This is a genomic window from Flavonifractor sp. An306, assembly GCF_002159455.1.
Classification (GTDB): Bacteria; Bacillota; Clostridia; order Oscillospirales; family Oscillospiraceae; genus Flavonifractor.
Genome location: NZ_NFIQ01000011.1, coordinates 43323 through 66895, shown reverse-complemented (window position 1 = coordinate 66895; position 23573 = coordinate 43323). Strand labels below are relative to the sequence as shown.

The 23573-nt window shown below is 51.2% G+C and carries 19 protein-coding genes; 1 reads left to right on the top strand and 18 read right to left on the bottom strand.

The window, feature by feature from the left end; translation table 11 throughout:
* Positions 1–133: 133 nt before the first annotated feature.
* From B5F88_RS04270 to B5F88_RS04245, 6 genes are all read right to left on the bottom strand, one after another.
* Complete coding sequence (locus tag B5F88_RS04270) at positions 134–607, bottom strand: MoxR family ATPase (protein ID WP_242959628.1); 474 nt, start codon at positions 605–607, stop codon at positions 134–136.
* Between the two features lie 192 nt (positions 608–799).
* Complete coding sequence (locus B5F88_RS04265; RefSeq protein WP_087341991.1) at positions 800–2005, bottom strand: hypothetical protein; 1206 nt, start codon at positions 2003–2005, stop codon at positions 800–802.
* Positions 2005–3138: a hypothetical protein gene (locus B5F88_RS04260; protein ID WP_087341988.1), complete on the bottom strand. Its 1134-nt coding sequence runs from the start codon at positions 3136–3138 to the stop codon at positions 2005–2007. Before B5F88_RS04260 ends, B5F88_RS04265 begins: the two co-directional genes overlap by 1 nt.
* 129 nt (positions 3139–3267) lie before the next feature.
* Positions 3268–5184: a hypothetical protein gene (locus B5F88_RS04255; RefSeq protein WP_087341985.1), complete on the bottom strand. Its 1917-nt coding sequence runs from the start codon at positions 5182–5184 to the stop codon at positions 3268–3270.
* On the bottom strand, positions 5185–6381 hold the full coding sequence (locus B5F88_RS04250) for a hypothetical protein (protein ID WP_087341981.1): 1197 nt from the start codon (positions 6379–6381) through the stop codon (positions 5185–5187).
* Positions 6378–7325, bottom strand: coding sequence for a WYL domain-containing protein (locus B5F88_RS04245; RefSeq protein WP_087341978.1), 948 nt, complete (start codon positions 7323–7325; stop codon positions 6378–6380). The genes B5F88_RS04250 and B5F88_RS04245 overlap by 4 nt, the downstream gene beginning before the upstream one ends.
* 229 nt (positions 7326–7554) lie before the next feature.
* Here B5F88_RS04245 and B5F88_RS04240 point away from each other — a divergent pair, with 229 nt between their 5' ends.
* Positions 7555–7884 carry a helix-turn-helix transcriptional regulator gene (locus B5F88_RS04240; protein WP_087341977.1) on the top strand — a complete coding sequence of 110 codons (330 nt, stop codon included), beginning with the start codon at positions 7555–7557 and terminating at the stop codon, positions 7882–7884.
* A 290-nt stretch (positions 7885–8174) separates the two neighbouring features.
* On the opposite strand, the gene B5F88_RS04235 is transcribed toward B5F88_RS04240, so the two are convergent.
* From B5F88_RS04235 to rsmB, 12 genes are all read right to left on the bottom strand, one after another.
* Entirely contained in the window at positions 8175–9251 is a 1077-nt protein-coding gene (locus tag B5F88_RS04235; RefSeq protein ID WP_087341973.1) for a hypothetical protein, read from the bottom strand.
* Entirely contained in the window at positions 9241–10497 is a 1257-nt protein-coding gene (locus tag B5F88_RS04230) for a RecQ family ATP-dependent DNA helicase (protein WP_087341970.1), read from the bottom strand. The genes B5F88_RS04235 and B5F88_RS04230 overlap by 11 nt, the downstream gene beginning before the upstream one ends.
* A gap of 226 nt (positions 10498–10723) precedes the next feature.
* Entirely contained in the window at positions 10724–10882 is a 159-nt protein-coding gene (locus B5F88_RS21030) for a hypothetical protein (RefSeq protein WP_204246193.1), read from the bottom strand.
* 398 nt (positions 10883–11280) lie between these two features.
* Complete coding sequence (locus B5F88_RS04225) at positions 11281–12999, bottom strand: hypothetical protein (protein ID WP_087341968.1); 1719 nt, start codon at positions 12997–12999, stop codon at positions 11281–11283.
* A 341-nt stretch (positions 13000–13340) separates the two neighbouring features.
* Positions 13341–14708, bottom strand: a complete 1368-nt coding sequence (gene spoIVA / locus B5F88_RS04220; protein WP_087341963.1) for a stage IV sporulation protein A — start codon at positions 14706–14708, stop codon at positions 13341–13343.
* Positions 14709–14852: 144 nt separating this feature from the next.
* The gene (locus B5F88_RS04215; protein WP_087341960.1) at positions 14853–16379 is read right to left on the bottom strand and encodes an SPOCS domain-containing protein; all 1527 of its coding nucleotides are present in this window, start codon (positions 16377–16379) and stop codon (positions 14853–14855) included.
* A 392-nt stretch (positions 16380–16771) separates the two neighbouring features.
* Positions 16772–17416 carry a thiamine diphosphokinase gene (locus B5F88_RS04210; RefSeq protein ID WP_087341958.1) on the bottom strand — a complete coding sequence of 215 codons (645 nt, stop codon included), beginning with the start codon at positions 17414–17416 and terminating at the stop codon, positions 16772–16774.
* Positions 17389–18282 (bottom strand): ribosome small subunit-dependent GTPase A, encoded by an 894-nt coding sequence (gene rsgA, locus B5F88_RS04205; protein WP_087341955.1) that lies wholly within the window; start codon positions 18280–18282, stop codon positions 17389–17391. Before rsgA ends, B5F88_RS04210 begins: the two co-directional genes overlap by 28 nt.
* A gap of 1 nt (position 18283) precedes the next feature.
* The gene (gene pknB, locus B5F88_RS04200; RefSeq protein WP_087341952.1) at positions 18284–20395 is read right to left on the bottom strand and encodes a Stk1 family PASTA domain-containing Ser/Thr kinase; all 2112 of its coding nucleotides are present in this window, start codon (positions 20393–20395) and stop codon (positions 18284–18286) included.
* Positions 20396–20411: 16 nt separating this feature from the next.
* On the bottom strand, positions 20412–21146 hold the full coding sequence (locus tag B5F88_RS04195) for a Stp1/IreP family PP2C-type Ser/Thr phosphatase (protein ID WP_087341949.1): 735 nt from the start codon (positions 21144–21146) through the stop codon (positions 20412–20414).
* Positions 21147–21219: 73 nt separating this feature from the next.
* On the bottom strand, positions 21220–22254 hold the full coding sequence (gene rlmN, locus B5F88_RS04190) for a 23S rRNA (adenine(2503)-C(2))-methyltransferase RlmN (RefSeq protein WP_087341947.1): 1035 nt from the start codon (positions 22252–22254) through the stop codon (positions 21220–21222).
* Positions 22251–23573 (bottom strand): 16S rRNA (cytosine(967)-C(5))-methyltransferase RsmB, encoded by a 1323-nt coding sequence (gene rsmB / locus B5F88_RS04185; protein ID WP_087341944.1) that lies wholly within the window; start codon positions 23571–23573, stop codon positions 22251–22253. The genes rlmN and rsmB overlap by 4 nt, the downstream gene beginning before the upstream one ends.

Here is a 23573-nt window from a genome sequence, read left to right as displayed (position 1 = left end):
ATGCGCAAGCGCAAGGGCATCCCTGAGTAATCCCCCGCATGGCGGCCCGGTGCACCACGCCCGCGGCCGCCATGCACCATTTCCGCGGAAGCAGTGCACCATTCCAGCGGTGGTGATGCACCATCATCTGCGGTCAAGCTGCACTTTTTGAGCGGCGTACGCAGTTGAGCAGGGCGGAGGACATGGGCCGGGTGATGGCGTTGTCCTGGGCCCGGTTGCCCGCTCCCACCACGATGGAGCCCTCGGGGAGATGGTACTCCCCCACCCGGCGCTCCAGGATCAGGGAGTAGAAGGCCTTCTGCACCTCCTGAGAGCAGGCGTTGAGCTCGTCCAGGAACAGGCAGTAGGGCTCGTCCCGGGCGATCATCCTGGGCGGACAGAACACACTCCGCCCGTCAACAATCTGGGGTACGCCGATGATGTCCTCCGGGGCCAGCTGGCTGCCCAGCAGGGACACACAGGGCAGGCCCACCTGCTCTGCAAACTGTTCCACAATGGCACTTTTGCCGATTCCAGGTGCTCCCCAGATGAATACCGGCCGCACCAAGCCCACATTCAGTAGGATGTCCAGAAGCTGTTTCTGGTTGACGGTTGTTGTCAGGTTCACGGTTTCCTTCCTTTCCGGCGGATTGACCGCCGATACACAAAAAGATAGCCCACCGGAGCTGAGTGCTTCGGTGGGCTTCGTAGTTATAATTTATATGTCTTACTGCTGTCAAAACGGATTTGTTCCCTCGGAGCATTTCTTGTTGCAATCAATCATTTAGATGAAAGAAACACCTTGTATCAATTTTGAATTTCATTCACTATCTCGGCCTCTCCATTTATTATCAGAAAACGCTGGAATACCATCTTTCCTCCACAGGGAATCAGTATCCCACTGATCTGGATTAGAGTTGATTGCCAGTTGATCCTGGTAATACTCCTCGAAGGTTTCCAGCATGGATTTCCTGGCTTCGGCCAACGTATAGTGTCGCTCAAAACGATAGTGACCGTTATGTCTCCATGGACGAGAAATCGCATCGATCTCATCCGCTGTCAGATCCTCCAGCCGGATATCAGGTTTCTTCAAAACCCGAATATCATAAATCTTCAAAGGCTTTCCATCTTTGTTGATCTTAGCGGCCACCAAAACAGAGTATTTTTTGTACAGTGAAGAATCCACCACACCATACGTATCAGTTTCCACTGGCCGTGTGAGAATATCCAGAGGATGATCCTCTTTCGCCATCTGGAGATCTTCCTCACTCTTGATCGGGATATTGACTCGCTTTGCAAACGGAAGCTCATGAATTTGGCCGGCCGTTAAGTTTGCCAAATCATCAAACATATCGTCCTCATAATCGGTTGTAGCATCGTCTATATCTGTATCTGTGTCCTGATCTTCCGGCACAAACCCATATTTTTCTGACAACCCCACAGCTCCAGTTGCCCTGTAGAGCAGTTCAACATGGTCACAGATCTCTTGATACTGCCTCTTGTTTACGGAGAAGGAATCTAAAAAGTCCTGCTGTAATTCAGTCTCGTCATAGCTGTCCCCGCCCTGAAGGCAAAGATATTCCAGTACAGTCTGAAGGATCGCTTTTTGAGCTTGGAGATCCTCAATGCTCTCTACCCGTTCCAGTATATCTCCGCCGAGTTGAGGATTCCTGATATCCAGGTATTTCTGTACTGCCCGCAGGTAATTCTGCTGTTCCTCATTGGGAGCCTTATCCGCAGCCAGCTGATACAGAGCCGCCACCAGGAAGCGTTTCTCTTCCTCCCCCAATTCCTTAATATCCAGAGGGGTGTTAAGGCCATACAAGTTGGCCTTTTCCTGTCCGCTCAGATACTCGTAGAGACCGTCGATTTCGCCCCCAAGGTCTTTCAACCCTTGATCCATTGTCTTCTGTCCGCTGCGTATTTCCTCCAGCACATGTTGAATGGCCGCCTCCTGCTTCTCCCCGAATGCCTCATAGGCTCTGGCTGCGTCCGCCATGCCCTTTTTATACTTCCGATTGAACATTAAACATTCCCCCTCATAAAGTCATAACTGTCTCCGACAACGCACCGATAAAATCCCTGTTCCAGGAACTCGCGCTCAATCTGGCTGATAAATCGGTAGTCGCTTGCGATGCGGCACAAGGTTACCAAGATCCCGCCTACATCCAGCTTCGATACAGCTCCGGTAATCGCCACAGCAATAGCGTTGCTTCCTGTGGAAATTAAATTGGAGTAGGTCAAGATTTTTCTGGTGCGGATTTCGTAGGCAGAGCGACTGCCATCGCGTTGTTCGTTGTAAAAGAGCTTGTGGAGATAAAAGATAATCTGATTGACTACGGCGGCCAGCAGGGTGCTTGTCGTAAGCCCATATAGATCGATATGAACGCTATTCTTCAAATTGGAGTTCATAAATTGGTGGGCCATTTGCGGACTTAATGTACCCAGAAAGGGAATTGGAAGCCCCTGCTTGGTGAAATAGTCTGAACCGAAGTGGATGGCCTGCCTCGCCAATGCGGCCGGAAGGTTGAGCGGATCCGCTTGGATGGTTTTAAATGCCGATGCAAACATCCCGGGGGTGCCGCCTGGGTACAATCCGACCAAAGTGTTATCCATCACCTGATAAGTTGTGATAACATCACTTTTCGTTAGACCGTCAGTCAAGATATTGGAGGTTCCAAAAATCCAGCCAAGTATCGGATCGTGTCCCAATGTCCGATACCGATGCGTTGTGCCAGATAGGCCCGTATCCAGCGGCACTGCCATATTGAGCGCATCATAGGGCACACTGGCAAAGAGAATATCGTTCCATGCTTTTGGCACAACTCGCCCTACTGTATTCTGCATAAGACGGTCTCCTTGCTGTGCGGTCAACCGTGGCAACTGAGGCAGGAGATACTGCCTGGCGCATTGGAGCGCGGTACAGAGGAAAAGGAACGCATAGTCAAAGCCGATTAGTTTTGTCCTTGCGCGGAATTCCTGATCAATATCGTTGATTGTCTGCTCTGCTTGTCTGGAGAGTTCTGTAACACGTGTATACTCTCCTTTAATCTGCCCTAGATGTGTTTCGACATCTGTGTTGCTTTTTGATACAGCCTCCTCCAGTACGCGCAACGTATCCTGGGCTCTTTTCTGTCGTCGTTCCAATTCACGGCTCATTTTATTTCACCTCTGTGCCCTTCACATACGAGCCTTGGCTTCTCGTCCCTTTTGGACCGACAGGAACAATATATGATATCCAGTCGAAAATGGTTACATTGGGAACTTACATGCTTAGAAATAGTTTCCTTACACTATACTTCCCTCTTTGAAATCAAAGCAGATATCTTTTCCGTCCCCAGGCAAGATATTTAGCAGCTCCCATGAAGAACTTTCACCTACTCGTTTGGTATACCACTGTGCCTCATCATTTTCGTTATAATTCCTTACGTACAAACAGTTGTCAAATAAAATATAAAGCTCGCATGGGCATACATCTTCAATAATTCCAGTTTCATAATCGAGCACGGTCAAATGCCCGTCGAAATTCCCATGGTTATCTTCATCCATCATTATGCCGTAGTTATGATACAGAATAGCATCATTACAAGAATCATTCTCATATTCATCTGCCTTAAATGTATAATCCCATAGCGGCTTCGTCTGATCTGCATCTGAATGAAGTGCAAATATAAAGTTTGTTTCCTCTTGGTTGTATGGATTGTCATTTATCATCTTTATAGCCAAAATAAAAGCATACGTTGCACCGTTTTGCTTTACATCGCGAATAATGGGGTAACAATGATCCAAAACATTAGCTGGGCCCCCAGGAGATAAATAAAAGTCGTTTTCGACTATTATTTTTTCAAGGCACATACCATGAAAAGCTGAGGTCAAAATATCGTTATCGGGCTCATACCAAAAGAACTTGCAGTCTGAAACCCATAACGGCTCCTTATCCTCATGGGCCAAAACAAGGAAAGAATCGTTAAGTACACGCACATCGCATATGCTCAAATTGTGCTTGGACAAATCAAGTTTATAAATTTTTTCATTGTCCAATAGATCAATATAATAAATTAGTTCCGGCACCTTCTTCTCTGCTGCACCACGCATATGGTAGGAGAAGAGGACAACATATCGGTTGCTCGCACTTATATGAACACGATAATGAAACGTGGAAGGCGCAGGAACGGTAACAGAAAAAAGATGTGCGGTATCAGCAGAAAAATTAACGGAAAACAATCTTCCCGGAAATGGGCCGTCTTCATAGTTCACAAAATATCCAATGTCCCCATTGACGGTGTATGAAAAATCGAAAAGGCCTCGTCCTTTATAGTTCTCATCTTTTAATTTTATTGAAGTTCTAGTGCATTCACCCGTAATTTTATCGATTTTCATGTACGCAATTTCATCACCACTATAATTGAATGGAGATAAATCGATAAAATACTTTTCTGTCTCTATGTGACGATGCTTTCCAACAAAATTTTCAGTAAGGTCTACATATCTCCAAATTTTATCTATCCCTGCTTTTGAATATTGCATATTATTTTGACTATTCGAGTAATTATCGGGGGCTAAGCTTCTGCGGGGAATTTCCTGCACAACTCCATACTTTTCAGCAACACCTTGGGCACCGACCGCTGCATATAACCTGCTCACACTATCCTCAATGAACATGCCCTGCTTCCTATTTACAGAGAAATTGCTCAAAAAGTCCTCTTGCTCATCAGTTAAGATATCCCCATCTTGCAAATACAGGAACTCCAGGACAGCTTGAAGAATTGCTTTTTGCGCACTTCCAGAGTCAATATCTCCTACCACAGACATATCATCCAACAATGTCTGTGGGTTCGTAATCCCCAAATATGCCTGTATTCCTCGCAGGTAGGTCTGCTGATATTCTGTTATATTGGGGCCCTCATCAGATGCCAGCTGAAAAAGAACGGCAACAAGGAGATTGCGTTCGCTTTCATCAAGCTGTTTGATATCAATGGGGGTACTCAAATGGTACAACGCAGCCTTTTCTTTCGCAGTAAGAAACCGGTAGATACTGTGAATATCATCCCCCAGCTTTGCCAACCCAGCTTCCAGCGTGACGTTGCCACTATCCACCTCACGGCGAAGTTCTTCTAGTGCCGCTTCTTGCTTTTTACTAAAATCCTCATTCGCCTGGAGGGCATCTTCTAGGCCCTTTTTATACATCTTTTTATTTCCAAACATTTACTTACCCTCCATAAAATCATATTTTTCACCTACAACGCGGGTATAAAGCTCATTTCTCAGAAAATCTCGCTTGATCTCATTTATTTTCTTTGTATCGAATGCGATATGACGCAGCGTATTGATATACCCGCCCCAATCGACTATCTGACCGCCACTGCCTGCACAGCATTGAGCTAATGCAGCGGCTACAGCATTACTGCCAGATGCAATAATGTTAGAATATATCAAAATTCGGCGTGTGCGGGCTTCATACATCGACCGTGAGATACAGTCTGACTCCTGATAAAAAAATCCATGAATCAAAGCAATAATTGTGTCGATTGCAATGGCATAGGCCAGCTGTTTCCCGGTATTAAGGGCATTCGCCATATCTAGACCCCGAGTAGCTAGTTCTCCAGCTATAACAGGATTTATAGCAGATATTAACGGAAGGGGGAGGCTGTCTTTGGAATAAACATCAGATCGAAGGTGTTGGATCTCTTTTGCCACTGAGACACCCACGATGATTCGCCCGTCTATGCCTTGATGGACTAGTTTGTTGATGAATGTCTCTGATAACACTCGATTGGTGTCTGCCCGCCGCATGAAAATGTCTTGCGCTCCCTTTGCATTACCGATAGTCCCTGTATATATGTGATAGGACTCCATGCGCCAGTTTGTCAGTGTGCTGGTTGCGATATTTGCAGTACCAAAAACTAGCCCTGCGATCGGATCATGTCCAGGAGTTGCACCGCGGTGCCCCAATGCTCCAAAGCCGGACAGTGCCCCATATTGTCTTGCTCCCATTGCAGTGTCAAAAGGTACTGGGCTTACTATGATTTCCTCTAGGTCGGGATTATACAGCCTATGAGAGCGATCTGAATGTTCATGGGACTTTATTGCAGAAGCAGCTTCTTGGTCGCCCACACGCTCTTTCGGCATGGTAAAGAAATATTGCCGCAAACATTGTAAGGCCGTAGCCACAAACAAAAAGGCAACATCTACTCTGGTGAGCTTGGTAGCCTTTTCGAATTGAGTCTCAATATCTTTTATCATGACATGGGGTGCATGAGAGATTTGGCTGACTCGCGCTTGCTCACTTTGAACTTTTCTTAGGTTATTGCCCAATTTGTCGCGGCTTTTGGCTATAGTATGGCGCATCGAGTTCAAATGCTCCATTGTCGCATCTTCCATGCGCTCCAGTTCACTTTTCATTGAGAATCGACCTCTCTAATATACTCTCCTTGACTTCTCAACCACATATCAATTCCCTTACCAAATACTTCCGCTTGGATGGTCCAGCCAGACTCATTCTGCTCCACAATCCGAGCAGTGGGCAACCGGTCCAGCACGGCCTCTATAGATGGGCCCGTATACTTAAAACGGATACGTTGGAGTCGTCCTCCATACATGAACTGAACCCGCTTTCGGAACTCGCCCTCCTCAAAACGGTCTTTGTAGGGAACTCGAAAATGCTCCTCCAGCACTTCAAAGGAGCGGATCCTGTCAATACGGTAGATAGTGGGAAACAAATCGTCAGGGTTCTCAAACTCGGCCTCCCGGTCAATGTCCCGGATAAATGCCACCAGATAGAAATAATATTCGGAGAACATCAGGCCTGCTGGCTCAATGGTTCGCTCAACCACCTCTGCACTCCCCATCTTTTCATATTGGACTTTCATCACGTTTTGGCGCTGTATTGCTTGACCGATCTCCCACAAGCCGTCAAGAATTGGCCGGCCATGATGTGGCTCCACGTAGTGGAACCGTTCATTGGCTACCAGAGATCCCACTGCCTTCCGGTTTTCGGCCGGCACACAGCACGCAACGAGCTTGTCCAAAATTGGCATCATCTCGTCACGCCGCATGGAACGGCTTTCCAGCAGGATTTTACAGACTGCCAGGATTTCACTATTGGTAAGACTTTGAGGTACCGAGTTGGTCAGCCGGTACCCCCTGGCCTCTCCATCGTAAATGATATCTTGCATAAGCATTTGCTCTGCTACAAATGACCGCAAGTTCTCTATATCACGCTGAACGCTTCGTTCGGTCACATGGAATTCTTGGGCAAGTTGAGATTTTTTCAGGGTTTCCCCATTGGCCAGTCTGGAATAGATCATGAGTAATCGTGTGGACTTTCCATCAGATCCTTGGTTCATATCTATCTCGTCCCCTCTTTTGGGCCTATCATGATTTCTTTATAAACTATTGTAGCAGGCAGGGTAGACAGAAACTGTCATCCCTTTAAAAATCTCAAAAAGAATTTGTCAAACCGTAGTCTATCGGCTTATATTCTGTATTATAATAGATGCTTTTCTCGTTGTCCACCGGATTGTAGGCTATAAGAGAACAAAAAACATCCTATAGCCTATAAAACGGAGGACATCCATGGATAAGAAGGCATTTGGCAGCCGGCTCCGGCAGGCCAGGAAGGATCGAGGCCTGACCAGTGAGAAACTCTCGGAGCTCTGCAATATCAACGCGACCTACCTCCGTCAGATTGAAGGAGGTACAAAAATACCCAGCCTTCCGGTCTTTGTCAGCCTTTGCCAAGAACTGAAAGTACACCCAGACTATCTGTTGATGGACTCTCTTCCGGACATTGGATTAGATCTGGGCAGGGAATTAGCTGCCCTACAACAAACCGCAACACCGTCCCAGATGAAGGTAATTGATGCCATGCTATGTGGGGCCCTACGAGCTCTCCAAGAGGAATGAGGAATAGTGTGGGTAACTATTCGAGCAGATGTCCCCAAGACTGAATTCCGGTATTAGGCGGTTATCAACCCACTTTCATGCGGGGTTCCTGTGTAGATTTTGGGAAAATTGCAAAAGCGGAGCCGTCGGTTAAATAATCTTAGGATGTCCTTCAGAATACGTATCCGCGTCCAACCTTCTTGGCTGGAAGCACGCCGGGCTAGAGCATCCAACATATCCAGTTTCTGGAATATCCTTAGTAACGATAGAGCCGGGGTTGTTCCATGAGGGGAACAACCCCGGCTCTATCGTTACTCCAGCAGATTTCTGAGAGAGGACAGCTGTGTGGCACTGCTATTGTTGGTCAGTGTAATAGGGCTGATTCCCAGATGTTCAAACTCGTCCAACACTTGTTCTGTTTTGACATATTTATAACAGTCCTTCAGCTTTTGAGCGGCGGTGTCCATCCCGGCACCGTCACTCGTCTTTTTCAACAGGAACAGCATTTGGTCTTGTAGAACAGGCTTTTCAACGCAGTCCAGGATTTTCTTTTTAGCAGTTTTATAGCGCACATGGGCTCCAGAACACGGGAACAGCTTTTCCAAATAGTGAGAAATGATCTCCTGAACAAACTGGAATCCTGCCTTTAACATCTTGTATAGACAATCCTTACGCTGCACTCCCAGTTTCTTGAGAAATGCCTCCCGCTTTAAGCTGACCTCCAGGCGTAGTAGCTTATGCCCAGTTAGCTCTTTAGGGCATCGTCCGTTCTTCTCCAGCTCATAAATTTTATCATATGCCTTAAACGTAACGGTGTGGTTGGATATACCGAAGTAATGTTGATGCTCTTCATCAGATAAACAGCCCTGCCTGCTGAAGTTTTTGGGAACCTTCCCTTTCCAGAACAACCGGATGATTTCCTCCAGATCTGTCTCATCATCAAACCACAGGTTTACTGTCAAATCCATTTGGCTGAGGCTCAGTTCGTCTGGGGGGACAATAAATACCACATCGTCACTATCAAACGTGCCAATCCCTATTTTTATCAGGGCTGCACCGACCCGTTCCAGTAGTTCTTCGCATGATTTCTTCTTCGGGTGATACAGCTTTGTCGGCTGATATTTTCTGCTCAGAAGTGTGCTTGGATTGACGATAAGGGCAATGCCGTTGGATTTGTTGTGGGACTGGTGGATCCGGAGGCGAATCCCATCATCCACAAGGAAGGTACTGGTCAAATGCCGGTCAATATTATATGGATCAGACCGCATTTTCCGAATACTTCCGTTGTCTGTTAAGCGGTCAATCACCTTCTGTACTTCCTGGTATTTCAGATCCTTTGCATAGAGTTCTATCGTGTGGATACCGAATTCGACTTTTTCAATCCTCATGGTTACTCCTCCTATTCCTCTGGCAGTTGCTACAGCGGCCACAATCCTGCCCGGATGCCTCCCCAAGGGCAAGAAGGACTTGGCGTGGCAGGCATTTATCACCCTTCACGATGGACACCAGCTCCTCCAGACGGCTGTCCAACCGTGTTCTGAGGTGTTCCGAGAACTGTTCCTTATCCAGAATAAAGTGGGCCAGTGTGATATCGTCCGGATGGTACAGCAGAACAGCATGAGATTTTTCTCCATCCCGTCCCGCCCGGCCGATTTGTTGATAGTAGTCAATCACATTGAGTGGTAGATTGAAATGGATGACTAAACGGATATCCCTGGCGTCAATCCCCATTCCAAAGGCAGTAGAAGCCACCATGATGGGTTTGGTGCCATTGATAAACTGATATTCGTGTTTCTGCCGCTTATCTGAGTCCATATACGCGTGACACTTAACGACCTCGCCCGGGAACTTCTTGGAGAGGTAGTTCGCCACCATATCCACGTTTTTGCGAGATGCGCAGTAAACTACCACCCGGCCGCCTTTGCGGTATTTTTTAATATTGTAGTTGACCCGGGCCAGACGCTGTTTGATGGACAGGCTGGAGCAATCCTCTCGGAGCAAGGTAATGTTCTTTCGGGCCAGACTGTTGAGAAAGATTTTTGGCTCCTTCATCCCCAAGCATGCGGCGATATCCTTGCGGTACTCCGGCGGTGCTGTGGCTGTGAATGCGGCAATGACAGGCCGGCGTTTGAGATTCTTGACGAACGACTTGATCATCAGGTAGCTTTTCCGAAACGTATGCCCCCAGTCCAAAACACAGTGGGCCTCATCCACAACAATCAGCCAGGGGCAGTTATAGTGTACCGCCTGTTGAAATACAGGTGATTGAAGGCGCTCGGGTGTTGCGTAGAGAAGCGCAACCTGGTGATTGGCCAGCCTCTCAAGGATGGTTTTGCCCTGGTGTTGCGTATGGCTGGATAGCGCCTCTGCGGGAACCCCTTTTTCTTGAAGCGCACGAACCTGATCTTCCATGAGCGAGATCGTGGGTTCAATGACCAGTACCCATCTCTGTTCCTTGTGCCATTCTACTATGGCCGGGATCTGAAACATGGCCGATTTCCCAGACGATGTCGGTGAAATCACTAGGACATCGTCGCGGGATTGGATATGATTGATTGGTTTAATCTGGTGCTTGCGGAGCTCACTGATCCCCAGGGATTCCATAGCGTCTTGGACCTCATACTTGATCTTCATGTTGGTAGCCTCCTTAATGTTTTTCTAGCTCGCTCACATGAGTAGCCTATAAACACGTTGCCTGCGGATCATTTTTTAATGCGATCCGGTGACGATTTACGCAAATCCACTCGAGCGATGTTTGAAGCCAGTATCTTGTGGGAAGTAAGTGATAGGTAAGGTTCCGTGGTGTCATAGAAATTTTTAGGGAATTCAGGTGGGACTTAATAATAATCAGGCAGTGATGTCACACGGTCTCTGCGTTTTCCTTTTCGTCTAGAATCCTCTCCTGCGCCAGACGGAATACATCGCTGGAAATTAACCCCGCTTCAAAAAGCCGCTGGTTGACCTGCAATTTAATTTCTTTTAGACTATCCTGCGATAATCTGCACTCCGGTGTAGACATTTTGCCAGCTCCTTTCATCTTTTACGGATGTTGAGCTGTGAATCAGATTATAATTTCCGCCATATTAGTGGGGTACTGTTTGCCTACGCTCTGAGATGGCGGCCTTTTATCCACCGGGGGATTTGACGGCTACGTCATAGAGACGTTTGCTGCCAGATCAAAAATGAAAAATCCCCCGGCGGACGAATTATGTCCGCCGGGGGATACTATTGTACATATTTACGCTCACTGGAACAAGGAACAACCAGAACAGAGAACAGGCTACGGAATCTGTTTACTGATAGTGTTTTTCGGCTTAGTCGGCTCGCTGATATTTTTATAATTTTTTCTCTCTGTGGGTGAGGAAATTATTCTCAATGCGCCAAAAAAGGTTGATTGAATTTCGCCATCTGCGGGTGTCAGGGCTCTGCGACGCTCTCTTTCGCGGGAGATTTTTCGACAGTATGTTTATCCAAAAGTTTTTGTCTAATTTGCATGGGAAGAAATTCCATCTCATCAATTTTAAATATTAGGGCATCGTCGGTTTTCTTATCGCCTTTTGTCTCTGGAAATCTAGCTTTAAAATTCTGAAAAAGGTACTTTGGTTTACACGTTTTCATATCTTCAATCAATTCGTCCACTGCATTGTTTTTTTCTAAGAAGTCCTTTATACATATTTCAAAATCAGCTTTTTTGAAAACCAATGCATAAAATGGTGGTTCCTTAACCTTTTCTTTTCCGGATTTGCGTGGTTTATACAAACGCACATATCCCCAATACTGGAGCTCTGGATTATCAGGATCGACCTTGGGAAAGTTGCTTTTTTCTTCTACATATGGAAAGTGGGATAAGTTTTCCTCTGCGAGCATTTTGGTCACAGCTACTTCAAGGATCCGTTTAGATTGCTCATTTTCAGACTGAATCTCCCGGGAAATTGGAATTGTGTCTAAAGGGAAATACTGAACACACCCAGGGAGGAGCTGATTGAACCATTCGGATTGAATACTTTGCCGCTGCTCATTACTAATTAACTCTAGATCAACACAGCAGTCTAAAAATAGTTCCAATACAAGCATTTGAAGTGTTAAAAAGTAGTCTTCTGTAGGAGTAAAGCGTCTGATGCCCTTTTGGGAATAATATTTAAGAAAGGAATCCTGAAGTCGATTTAATTTTCTTTTTAACTTCTTTTTACATTTTCTCTGTTTCCGCAATTTCGAAATATAGGAAATAAAACATCTGACCAATCCATTAATATCATCGACATTCCATTCGAAATTACTGCACATCAACCGGGAAGCCTCTAAACGGACAGGTGGAACTTTATACACCTTAGATGGAGAATCAAACAATAACACCACTGCCCAGCGATTCCTGTTTATAAAGCGGTATAGATCATTTGTTGGGAAAAACCGACTATAAATCAAGACTGCCGTATCGCGATACATAGCTGGGAATTGATAATTTCGGTTTTTTTTGTAGAGCAAAAATGCCCCCTGATCAATAGATCTCTGATTCCAATTCTCTGGCAGGATAACAGGAGATTGAGAATATAATTTTTTACTTTTAGTGTGGGTAGGCACGGATAATGCTCTTATAGCCATTGCTAAAAAATCAAACAGCGAATCAAAATATTTGTCACTTGACTGTATTGCTATAACAAAAGCACGGTCTTGAATCGGTACTGACATGTTACACTGAATAAGTGGGGTCAATATTCGCGCACAGTATCCTGATAAAATACTGCTGAACAACCGTAATACTTCTCTTCTATTCTCTGCGCTTACCCCGCAGGAATCGATAAATTTTTCTAGCTCTTGAAATTTATCGGTTGACAGATTTTTATCCTTCTCTCGCAAGTCTGACGATGAAAGATAATCTATCCCAGTTTTGATTTGTATTTTTTTCTTTTTGAAAATATATCCATCGGCCTCATATTGACCTTTGATTTGAGTGAGGACACCCTTTTGCTGTGTTTTACCTGAACACACTCCTTGTGTAACATACTCATTTTTCACTTTCTTTTTTTGCGACGATTCCTTGGCTACTTCTTTAAACACAATGTAACCATAGCTGCCGTCATCGTACTGCCAATAAAAGACTCTACACCTAAGCTTTTTATTGTTTGACTCATTCTCCATTTTATTGTTTCTCCCATACTCATTTTATAATTATGGTAACATATGCAACAAGATATTGTGGTGAATATCAGGAACAAAGAACAGAAGAACAACGGAACAAGCAAACTTTAGCATAATTTCAGCCATTTAACAAGATGCCTCAGATTCAAACAGAAAATTCTATGTACCGCAAAGACTCTTCAGAGAATCGGCGGTCTTATTTTCCGGTACCCCGTTCCTTCCGGCATTAGTCGGAAGGAACGGGGTACCGCATGCTCTGCGGCGCGGGTACTATGGTGCCATGCAAACGGTGTCTATAACGTAAAAGATGGAAGTGCAAACATTTAAAAATGCGCTTTTCTTTACACCTTATGCTTTTTGGAGCCGCTTAAAAAGCGCTGAAAAAGACGGCCCCCCAAAGGGGACCGTCTCCTTTTCACATTCAGATCAGTACCGCCCACTCCACTTGTAATGTCCTCCCGTTTTGTGGACTTTGCAACTCTAAATTTCTTTTTGCTCCATATAATATGGATAGAGGGTGCGGAGGCCTTCAGGCGCACGCCGTACCGTCCCCCCTGCTTGACGATTTCCGGCTCCTCCAGCACCAGCTCGTCGGTGCTGGGTACCACAATGCCATAGCCGGTGGCCTTAACTTCTTCCAGCGCTCCGGCCACCTTGTCATACTCCGCCTTCACATGGGAGAGCTGGGAGAGCAGCTCCAGCAGATCGCCGTCATCGTGGACGGTAAAGCCGGACTGCTGGGAGAGAGTATCATAGAACAGCTCTCTGGGCAGGTCCAGCCGGGCGGCGGAAAGCCCGGTGCCCAGGCTGATGGAGGTGATGGATGCGCTGCTCACCCAGTCGCAGTCTCCAATGGCTTTCACGGTTTTCTCTACGTCCCGGACCCGGCGCATTCCGGAGGCCCCTTCCCGGATGGCGGTATAAAGGCCGCTCTTGATCGGGTGGTCATAGGGCAGGGCGTCCACCCAGGGTGGCAGGAACAGGTCCAGCTCCTTAACCGGGAATTCATAGAGCACGCCTTTGATGATATCGGTCACTGCGCCCTCATTCAATTGCAGGCAGTCGGCGCACACCACTGTCACGTCGTATCGGGAGGCCAGGTCCGCACGGATGGCCTTGGCCCGGTCAGATTGGGGATAGGCCGAGTTGAGGACCACCAGGAAGGGCTTTCCCAGTTCCTTCAGTTCCTGGATCACCCGCTCCTCCGCCTCCAGGTAATCCTCTCTGGGAATGTCCGTAATGGTACCGTCGGTGGTAACCACGATACCGATGGTGGAGTGTTCGGTGATCACCTTCCTGGTGCCGATCTCGGCGGCCTCCGTCATGGGGATTTCATGGTCGAACCAGGGGGTGTTGACCATGCGGGGGGTGTCGTCCTCGGTGGCGCCCATGGCGCCCGGCACCAGGTAGCCTACGCAGTCAATGAGCCGCACGGAGAAGGAGGCCCCGTTTTCCATGTCGATCCGTACCGCTTCCTCCGGAACAAATTTCGGTTCCGCCGTCATCACCGTGCGGCCGGAGCCGCTCTGGGGCAGCTCGTCTCTGGCCCGCTCCTTCCGGTACACATTGTCAATGTTGGGGATGACCATGGTTTCCATGAAGCGCTTGATAAACGTGGATTTTCCCGTCCGCACCGGCCCTACTACGCCGATATAGATATCCCCCTCGGTCCGCAGGGCGATATCCTCATAGAGCTTGCTTTGTTCCACTGGCAATTCCTCCTTCGGCCCCGTAAGCCGGTCGTTTTCTATACATACCTATGGGGATAAGCCGTAAAATATGCGCCCACCTGTCCCTGGATGCGAAAAAGTCAAAACGGTCCCCAGGCAGAGCTCTGGAGACCGTTTTTTCTGTTATCGCTTTCTGGGGATCAACAGCAGCCGGCCATCCGCCGGCACATCGTCCTCCAGCGCGTTGGCCTGAATAATATCCCCCGCCGTGGTGCCGTAAGACTTGGCAATATCCCACAGCCGTTCTCCCTCTCCCACCATACGCAGCACAATGGACGGCCGGTTGGCGTGGTCCAGAGGCGCCGATTCATCAATGGTAATGCCGGAGATCCCCGCCACACTGCGGCCAGACAGGGCAGTATACTGGAAGCAGACGGGAAAGCGCACCTCCAGCCCGCCGGCAGCGGCGGCGGCAAACACAGGAGCGGTACAGAAGCAATGGCAGCTGCACAGAGATTGTTCCGGCAGCTCCAGGGAGCAAACCGCCTGAAGCGGACGGGTCAGCATACCCATATTGCCATCCTCACCCTGGTACAGCGCGGTAACATTGAGCTGGGCGGTGAGGGTCAGACGGTTTCCCTCCCGGCTCTGGGTCACCGGACCCACGCAGGCGTATGCGTCTGAGACATCTGTCAGCAGCCCGCCGGTTTCCATCAGTTCCCGGACCGTAACCTCCTTTTCCCCGTGGTCCATCAGCTGATGCAAGGTATACGTCTTGCGTTCAGCTGTCAGGGGGTACAGCGTGGAGTAGGCGTCCGTCAGCATCCGCAGGGTACGCTCCTCCCGCACGGCCGCCTGTGCCAACAGCCCAAGAGAGACGCTGAACATCCGGCCGTCTCCCTCGTCCATGGTGCAGTCCAGATCGGTCAGGATCACCTGTACCTCGCAGCCGGCATCCTCCCCCGCCCCGCTGACCTCCATGATCTGCGAGAATGGGAGTTCAAACTCCGCGGTAAACAGCGTGCCGTCACCGGCCCGGCAAAGCAGCTGAAGCTGGGTCTCCCCTTTAAAAATCAGTTTGTTGCCAATTACCTTTGCCTCGCCGCAGCGGATATAGGCCCGGCTTTTCAGCAGCTCATCCGCCTCCGGCTTTCCGCTGGAAAGGGTCAGATCATCAGCAAATGTAAAGGTCTTTTCCTGGACGCATACGGTGACATAGGTGTCATACTGCTCCGACAGCTGCTCCACCCCGTCCTTTTCCCACTCGGTCACGCCTCCGCAGATCTGCTGGATGGCCGGGGCAAACACCTGGACTTCGGCAGCCAGACCCACCCGCACCAGTACCTTGCGGGGATTCAGCAGCCTTGCGTCAGCCTCCTGGATCCTGGGGACTGCCATCACCTGGCAGGAAGGCGTGATAGCGGCCGCGTCCGCCGTACAGGTAAAGGGCAGAGATACTTCCATCCGCCGCATACCTTCCGCGCCGTCCGGCAAATAGAGCAGCACCGCATGTACGGTACCGGACAGTTCCACCCGCCCCTCCTGGGCTTCCTTTCCGGCCAGGCACACCGTCCCCTCCACATCACAGATACGCAGAATATCCGGGCAGGCGTCCGGCACGATGGCCTCCAGGGTCTCCTCCCGGCAGACCGTGGTATCCAAAATGGTATCAAAGCCGTTCCATTCGGTCCGTTCCAATTCCAGCTCCATAGTGTTCCACTCCTTGTATGGGGGTGAGCCCCGTTCTGATGCAGTCTTGCTACCAGAATATATGTCCAAGGAGCGGCCGGTATGCCTCAGCCCCGCATGCCAAAGATGGTTTTCAGGATCCCCCGCAGGGCTTTTGGAGATTTCACCACAACGATCTTCATAGCATTGCCTCCCTGTCGCTCCAAATTCGTTTGAGCCAGTCCTTACCGTGCAGCCCCACCCAGGCCCCTGCGCCAAACGCGGCGAGCCAGACCGGATGGAGCAGCAGGGTGGCCCCTGCCGCACAGACCGCCGCCCCATATAGTCGCTTTTTGCCCTGTGACGTCATAAAAGCCGCCCCCCTTACTGGTTCTGACCCAGTATACGCAGGGGGCGGCTTTTGTGTTCAGTGCTTATTCCTTTTGGCTGCGGATCAGCAGCGCCCGGCCGCTGCCAATGGTGATTTCCAGTACTGGGTTCTTGGGCTCGTTGCTGATGGAGAGCGTATCTCCCCGGCTCAGCTCCGCCCGCTCCAGGGGATACTTTGTGCCTTTCAGGGTGACGCCGGATATTTTATGGTCCAGCGGTACCAGCGAAAGATAGTGGTAATGGGGGCGGTCCTCCAAACGGCAGACACCGGGGGTAAGCAACCGGACCTCGTTATCCTCATCCACCACCATGCCCTGACCGCCCCGCTCCGCCAGCCACTCCAGCAGCAGCAGATTGGAAACGGTATGGTCCAGCCGGCCGCCGGTACAGCCGCAGAGGAGCAGCTCCATCACACCCATGGACAGCGCCTCATCCATAGCGGCCTGTAGATCCGTCATGTCCTTTTCTACTGGCAAGGTCACACATGGAACGTCCAGCGCTGGCTTTTCCCCGGAATCCCAATCGCCGATGAGAAAATCCGGCTCCAAGCCTGCCGCTTTGGCATTGGCATAGCCGCCGTCGGCGCAAAAAACCATCCAGTCTTTTCCGGCCAAATAGGGCGTCAAAAACCGTCCATCCTGCCAGGGAGCCGCACCGATAATCAGTCCGCACTTTCTTTCCGCTGCCATTCCGGCACTTCCTTTGCCTGTTCATACAGCCGCACATAACTTGCGTGTCGGCTTTTGGAGATCTCCCCCGCCTTTACCGCTGCAAGAACTGCACAGCCCTTTTCCTTTACATGGGCACACCCGGTAAACCGACACCGCCCCAGATAAGGGGCAAAATCCCGAAAGGTGCGCTCCAATGTCTCCGGCCGCCGCAGCTCTGTCTCTTCTGTATCAAAGGAGGAAAACCCCGGCGTATCCGCCACAATCGCCCCATGATCCAGCCGAAACAGCTCCACATGGCGGGTGGTATGCCGGCCACGGCCCAACTTGTCTGAAACTTCTCCCACCTGCAGGCAAAAGTCCGGCTGAAGGGCATTCAGGATACTGGACTTCCCCACTCCGGAATTTCCTGTAAAGGCAGAAACCTTTCCAGCTATGATTTCCCGGAGCTCAGGGATACCCTCCCCTGTTTCCGCACTGACCCGAAGGGTAGGAAAGCCAGCCTGTGTATAGGTCTGGTACAGCTCCTCTGCAGCGTCCAGATCACACTTGTTCAGGACGATGACACTCTCGCAGCCCCGCCCCTCGGCAATGGAAACCACCCGGTCGATCAGAAAAGGGTCTGTTACCGGGACCGCCCCGGAGGCCACTACCACCAGCTGGTCGATGTTGGCCACCGCGGGGCGGTGAAATTGATTCTTCCTGGGCAGGATGGAGTCCAAAATGCCGCTCTCGCCCTCCAGAATGGTGAACGTCACCCGGTCCCCCACCAAGGGGGTCAGTTTCTGGTGGCGGAATTTCCCCCTGCCCCGGCAGGCGATGAGGCGTCCGTCTCCCCCATCCACATAATAGAAGCCGCTGAGGGCTTTCAGAATCACACCTTCCATATCAGGCAAAGGGTACGGCTCTGGTCCAGGCTTCCTGCCCGTCCAAATAAACTGTGACAGTCTGTGTCCCGCTGGGACCTTTCAGAGAAATGACCATCAGCTGCTGGATCGTCGGCAGAACCTCTCGGTACTGCTCCTGACCATTCACCATCACAACCACTTCCACATACTCTCTGTCCCGCGGCAGGTCAACCTGGATGCTGGCGCTGCCTTCGGTGGTCGTTCCGCCGCCGCTGGGCGTAGGACTGGGCGTAGGACTGGGTGTCGCTGTGACTTCCGGTGTTGGACTGGGTGTGGGCGTAACACTGGGGTCGGGGCCCTTGCTCACCCGGAACCGGATGGAGGTGCCCTCTTCCACAGAGGTGCCGTTTTCAATGCTCTGCCAGGTAACCAGCCCAGCCTCCACTTCGCTGCTGTACTCCTCCGTAACCTCGGATACCACCAGCTTCAGATCCTGCTCGGCCTTCTCCCTGGCCTCCTCTATAGTCATATCCAGGAAGGAGATCACCGTTACCGTCTTTTTCTCCTTGCCCAAACTGACCACCAGCTCCACGTGCTCCACCTCACTCAGGGGAGTATCCTTGGCAGGGGTCTGGGAAATCACATAATTTTCGTTCACATCGTCGGAGTTCTGCTGCTGGATCGTCAGGTTTCCGGCCGTCTCAGAAAAGCCCAGCTTCTCCAGACGGCTTACCGCCAGGCGGTAATCCAGGTTCTCCAGATCCAGCATGGTTTCATTATCGCTGCTCAGACTGCCATCGCTGACGGTTACCGTAATGGTGGCGCCCTCTGAGGCATTGCGTCCCTTCTCCGGTATCTGACTGACGATAGTTCCGGCAGGCAGTTCGCTGGCCACCGTATTGCCCTGCACAATCTGGAACTGAGCCTCTACCACCTCAGCCATGGCTTGGGCTTCCTCAATGGTCTTGTTATAGAGGTCCGGCACGTTGTACGCCGTGTTTCCGGTGACGCCCAAGCCGCTGAAAAAGGACACAAAAAGGAACACACCGATACCGACCAGGAATACCGCCACCGCTACGATAGCTAGAATAATGGGCAGTCTGCTGCCTCCACGATCCGGGTAGTCGTCGTAGTCCTCTTCCCGCTCCTGACGGCTCGGCCGCCGGCGGGGCTGGGATTCGACATTTTTTTCCGGAACATATCTGGACGTATGGGCGGGTTGAGACCGTACACTGTGGGGCGTGTTGGCGCCCAGCACCTGTGTGGGCTCGTCGCCATCCGTCACGAGCAGATCGGCGGAGGTGTAGTCAAAGTTAATGGAGGGATTTTTCCGGAATTCCTCCAGATCCGCCAGCATGGCATCGGCGGAAATATACCGCTGGTTCACATCCGAGGCCATGGCCTTCATCGTGATAGCCTCCAGCGCCTCCGGGATCTCTGGGTCAATCTCTCTGGGAGAGAGAGGAATGGAGTTGATATGCTGAATGGCTACCGCCACCGGAGAGTCCCCCTCATAGGGGAGCCGTCCGGTGATCATCTCATAGAGCACCACACCGGCAGAATAGATGTCGCTTCTGGCGTCAATATGGCTGCCCCTGGCCTGCTCCGGAGAGATATAGTGAACCGAACCCAGCGCCTCCTGCGTCAAAGTGGCCTGGGCCGACGAGGTAAGCCGGGCTATTCCGAAATCAGCCACCTTCAGGCTGCCGTCCCGCAGCACCATGACATTGTGCGGCTTGATATCCCGGTGAATGATTCCCCGGCTGTGGGCGTGGGACAGGGCCTTCATAATCTGGGTAATAAAGTGGAGCGCCTCCCGCCAAGCCAGCTTGCCGCCCTTTTTCTGCATATATTGCTTGAGGGTAATGCCATCAAGCAACTCCATGACAATATAATCCAGCTCCGGTGTATGGGAGACGTCATAGACTGCCATGATGTTGGGATGGGAAAGCATGGCTACGGCCTGGGACTCATCGTGGAACCGGCGGCGGAACTCTGCGTCCTGGGCCAACTCCTCCTTGAGGATCTTGATGGCAACCAGACGGTTGAGCCGGTGGTCTCTGCCCTTGAACACCACCGCCATTCCGCCGGTACCGATGCGCTCCAGAATCTCATATCGATTGTCGAGTAATTTCCCTATGTACTGATCCATAGTTCATTACCCCCTTTTAAACAATCTGGAAAAGGACAGCCGTCACATTGTCCGGCGCCCCTCTGGACATGGTAATCTCCAGCAGCCTCTGGCAGCATTCCGATATCTCGCCGCCATGGAGCACCTCATAGAGAATTTCCTGGTCCGTGACAATATTGCTCAGGCCGTCCGAACAGAGCAGGAGAAAATCCCCCGGCTTCAGCTGCTTTTCATACAGGTCCGCACGGATCTGCTCCTCCGCTCCCAACGCCCTGGTAATCAGGTTCTTCCTGGGGTGGGTGCGGGCCTCCTCCGGCGTAATGTCCCCACGGGCCACCATGTCCTCTACCACCGAATGGTCCCGGGTCAGGCGGGTGATCCCGGCCTCATCAATGTGGTAGGCGCGGCTGTCTCCAATATTCAGTAAATAGGCCACCTGCTCCACAATGAGCACCGCCACCATAGTGGTGCCCATGCCCCGGCAATCCGGGTCGGCGCAGGCACGTCGGAATACGGCGGTGTTTGCCGCAGCAGCAGCCTGGCGAAGCACCGCAGGCGGGCCGGATTCCTCTTCTCCCCCCTGCATGCCCTGCAAGGTGTCCACAAACGTCTCCACCGCGATCAGGCTGGCAATGTTCCCTGCCTTGGCGCCCCCCATGCCGTCACAGACGACGCCGACAGCCAGATGCTCCGAGGGAATGTCTAAGTAATAGCCGTCCTGATTCTGTGTCCGGATCGCACCTTTATCAGTGACGCCCCATGCATGTATCATAGTGAATCTGCCTCTTTCCCGTACTCATATTAACGGCTTTTCCCACCCTGCACGGCCGGGTGGGCCGTTTTCCTTACATGTTCGCTTGCTCCTCCCGCATCCGCTTGCGGCGAAGCTGCCCGCAGGATGCGTCAATATCGCCACCCAGCTTTCTGCGCACGGTGGCGGTGATCCCCTGCTGCTCCAGCCGTTTCTGGAACGCCGCCACCCGGCGGCTGGGCTTCAGCGGGCTTTCTGCCACATCGTTGAGCGGAATCAGGTTTACATGCCCCGGCGTTCCCTTCAAATGGCTGGCCAGCAGATCAGCCTGCCAGTCAGTGTCATTCACACCGTCGATCATGGCATACTCGTAGGAAATCCGCCTGCCGGTCTTTTCAAAATACCGGCGGCAGCAGGCAAACAGGTTCTCCACCCCAACCGAGCGGTTCACCGGCATGATCCTGCTGCGGGTCTCATCGTCAGGAGCGTGGAGTGAAACGGATAATGTTAATTGTAACTGATATTCCGCCAGTTTGTCAATTTTTTCAGTGAGACCACAGGTGGACAGGGAGATATGGCGCATGCCGATATTCAGTCCGTCCGGGCTGTTCACCAGGCGGAGAAAACGCAGCACCGTGTCAAAGTTGTCCAGAGGTTCGCCAATGCCCATCAACACGATATTGCTGATGGGCAGACCGGAATCCAGTTGGGAAAACAGTACCTGATCCAGCATTTCCGCCGGGGTCAAATCCCGCACCTTCCCCCCCAGGGTAGAGGCACAGAAGGCGCACCCCATCCGGCAGCCCACCTGAGAGGATATGCATACAGTATTCCCATGATGATACCGCATCAAAACCGTCTCAATGCAGTTTCCATCCCCCAGCCGCCAGAGATACTTGATGGTTCCATCCAGCGCGGAGACCTGCTTTCGCTCCACCTGCGGCGGACAGAGGCTGCAGGTCTGAGTCAGCTTCTCCCGCAGAGCTTTGGAGAGATTGGTCATCTCTCCGAAGGAACGGGCTCCGCGGTGAAGCCACTGAAAGACCTGCTTTGCCCGAAAAGCAGGCTCGCCCAGCTGCTGAAAAAAGACGGTCATCTCCGCCAAATCCATGGATTTGATGTCAGTCATACACGCCTCCTCAACTTGGCAAAAAAGAATCCGTCCGTCCCATGCCGGTGTGGCCAACAGGTCAGCATGCCGTCCGCACACAGCCCAAATGGTCCGGGCACTTGAAATTGCTCTAATGTAAAGCCTTTCTGCTTTTCTAAAAACGCTGCTACAATTGCCTCATTTTCCCGCTCCAACAGGGTGCAGGTAGCGTAGAGCAATACCCCACCCGGTCTGACATAACGGGACACATTTTCCAGAATCGCACCCTGCACCCTGGGCAACCCTGCCAGCGGCTCCGGGTCCTTGTATCGAATATCCGGTTTTTTTCGGATAATTCCAAGTCCAGAGCATGGCACGTCGGCAATCACCAGGTCAAAACTGTTAAGGAAATCATCTTTACAAACCTTACCGTCCAACACTTCTGGGCGAATAATCGGCAGTCCCAGTCTGTCGGCTCCTCTTTGGAGCAAAATCTGCTTATGTGGATGAATGTCGCAGGAGATCACCCTTCCCTGATTGCCCATGGCAATGGCTGCAGCAAAGGATTTCCCCCCCGGCGCGGCGCAGGCGTCCAACACCTCCATGCCCGGCCTGGGGTCTGCGGCCAGCACCGCCAGCCTGGCGGCGACATCCTGCACATAAAACCATCCGCGCTGAAAAACGGCGGACTGCTCCAGATTGCCTGTTCCCTGCAGCAATAGGCAATCGGGCAGCCAGGGATGGGGAGACACCGTCATTCCCTCCTGCTGAAGCGCCTCTATTGCGGCAGGTGTTTCTGCTTTACATGTATTGATCTGAATGCAAGTGGGCGGTTCGCTGTTGTCCGCCCTTAAAAGAGCCTCCAGCTCTTCTGCCGGTAGACGGCGGGAAAACGCATCCACCAACCACTGAGGATGGCTGTATCGGGTTGACAGATCGGTTGGCTGGGGCAGCTCGCTCTTTTGCCGGATCAGACTGCGCAGAATACCGTTTACCAATCCGGCGGAGCGGGGATTCCGGCTGTTTTTCCGCCCCTGCTCCACCGCCTGATTGACGGCTGCGTGGTCCGGCACCCGGTCCAAAAACAAAATCTGATAGGCACCCAGCCGCAGTATGCTCCGCACCGCCGGTTCCATTTTGTCCAGCGGTATTTTGGACAGATTGCCCAGCCAGAAGTCCAGCAGCATCCGGTTCTGCTGCACGCCAAAACACAGGCGGGTGGCCAGCGCCGCGTCTCTCCCATCCAGTCCGGCGCCCCCGATTTCCTTTTTCAAGAATCCGTCTGACCAGGCTCCCTGTCTTTCACAGGCCACCAGTGCCCTCAGAGCCACATCCCGGGCCGTACTCCGTTCCGCCAT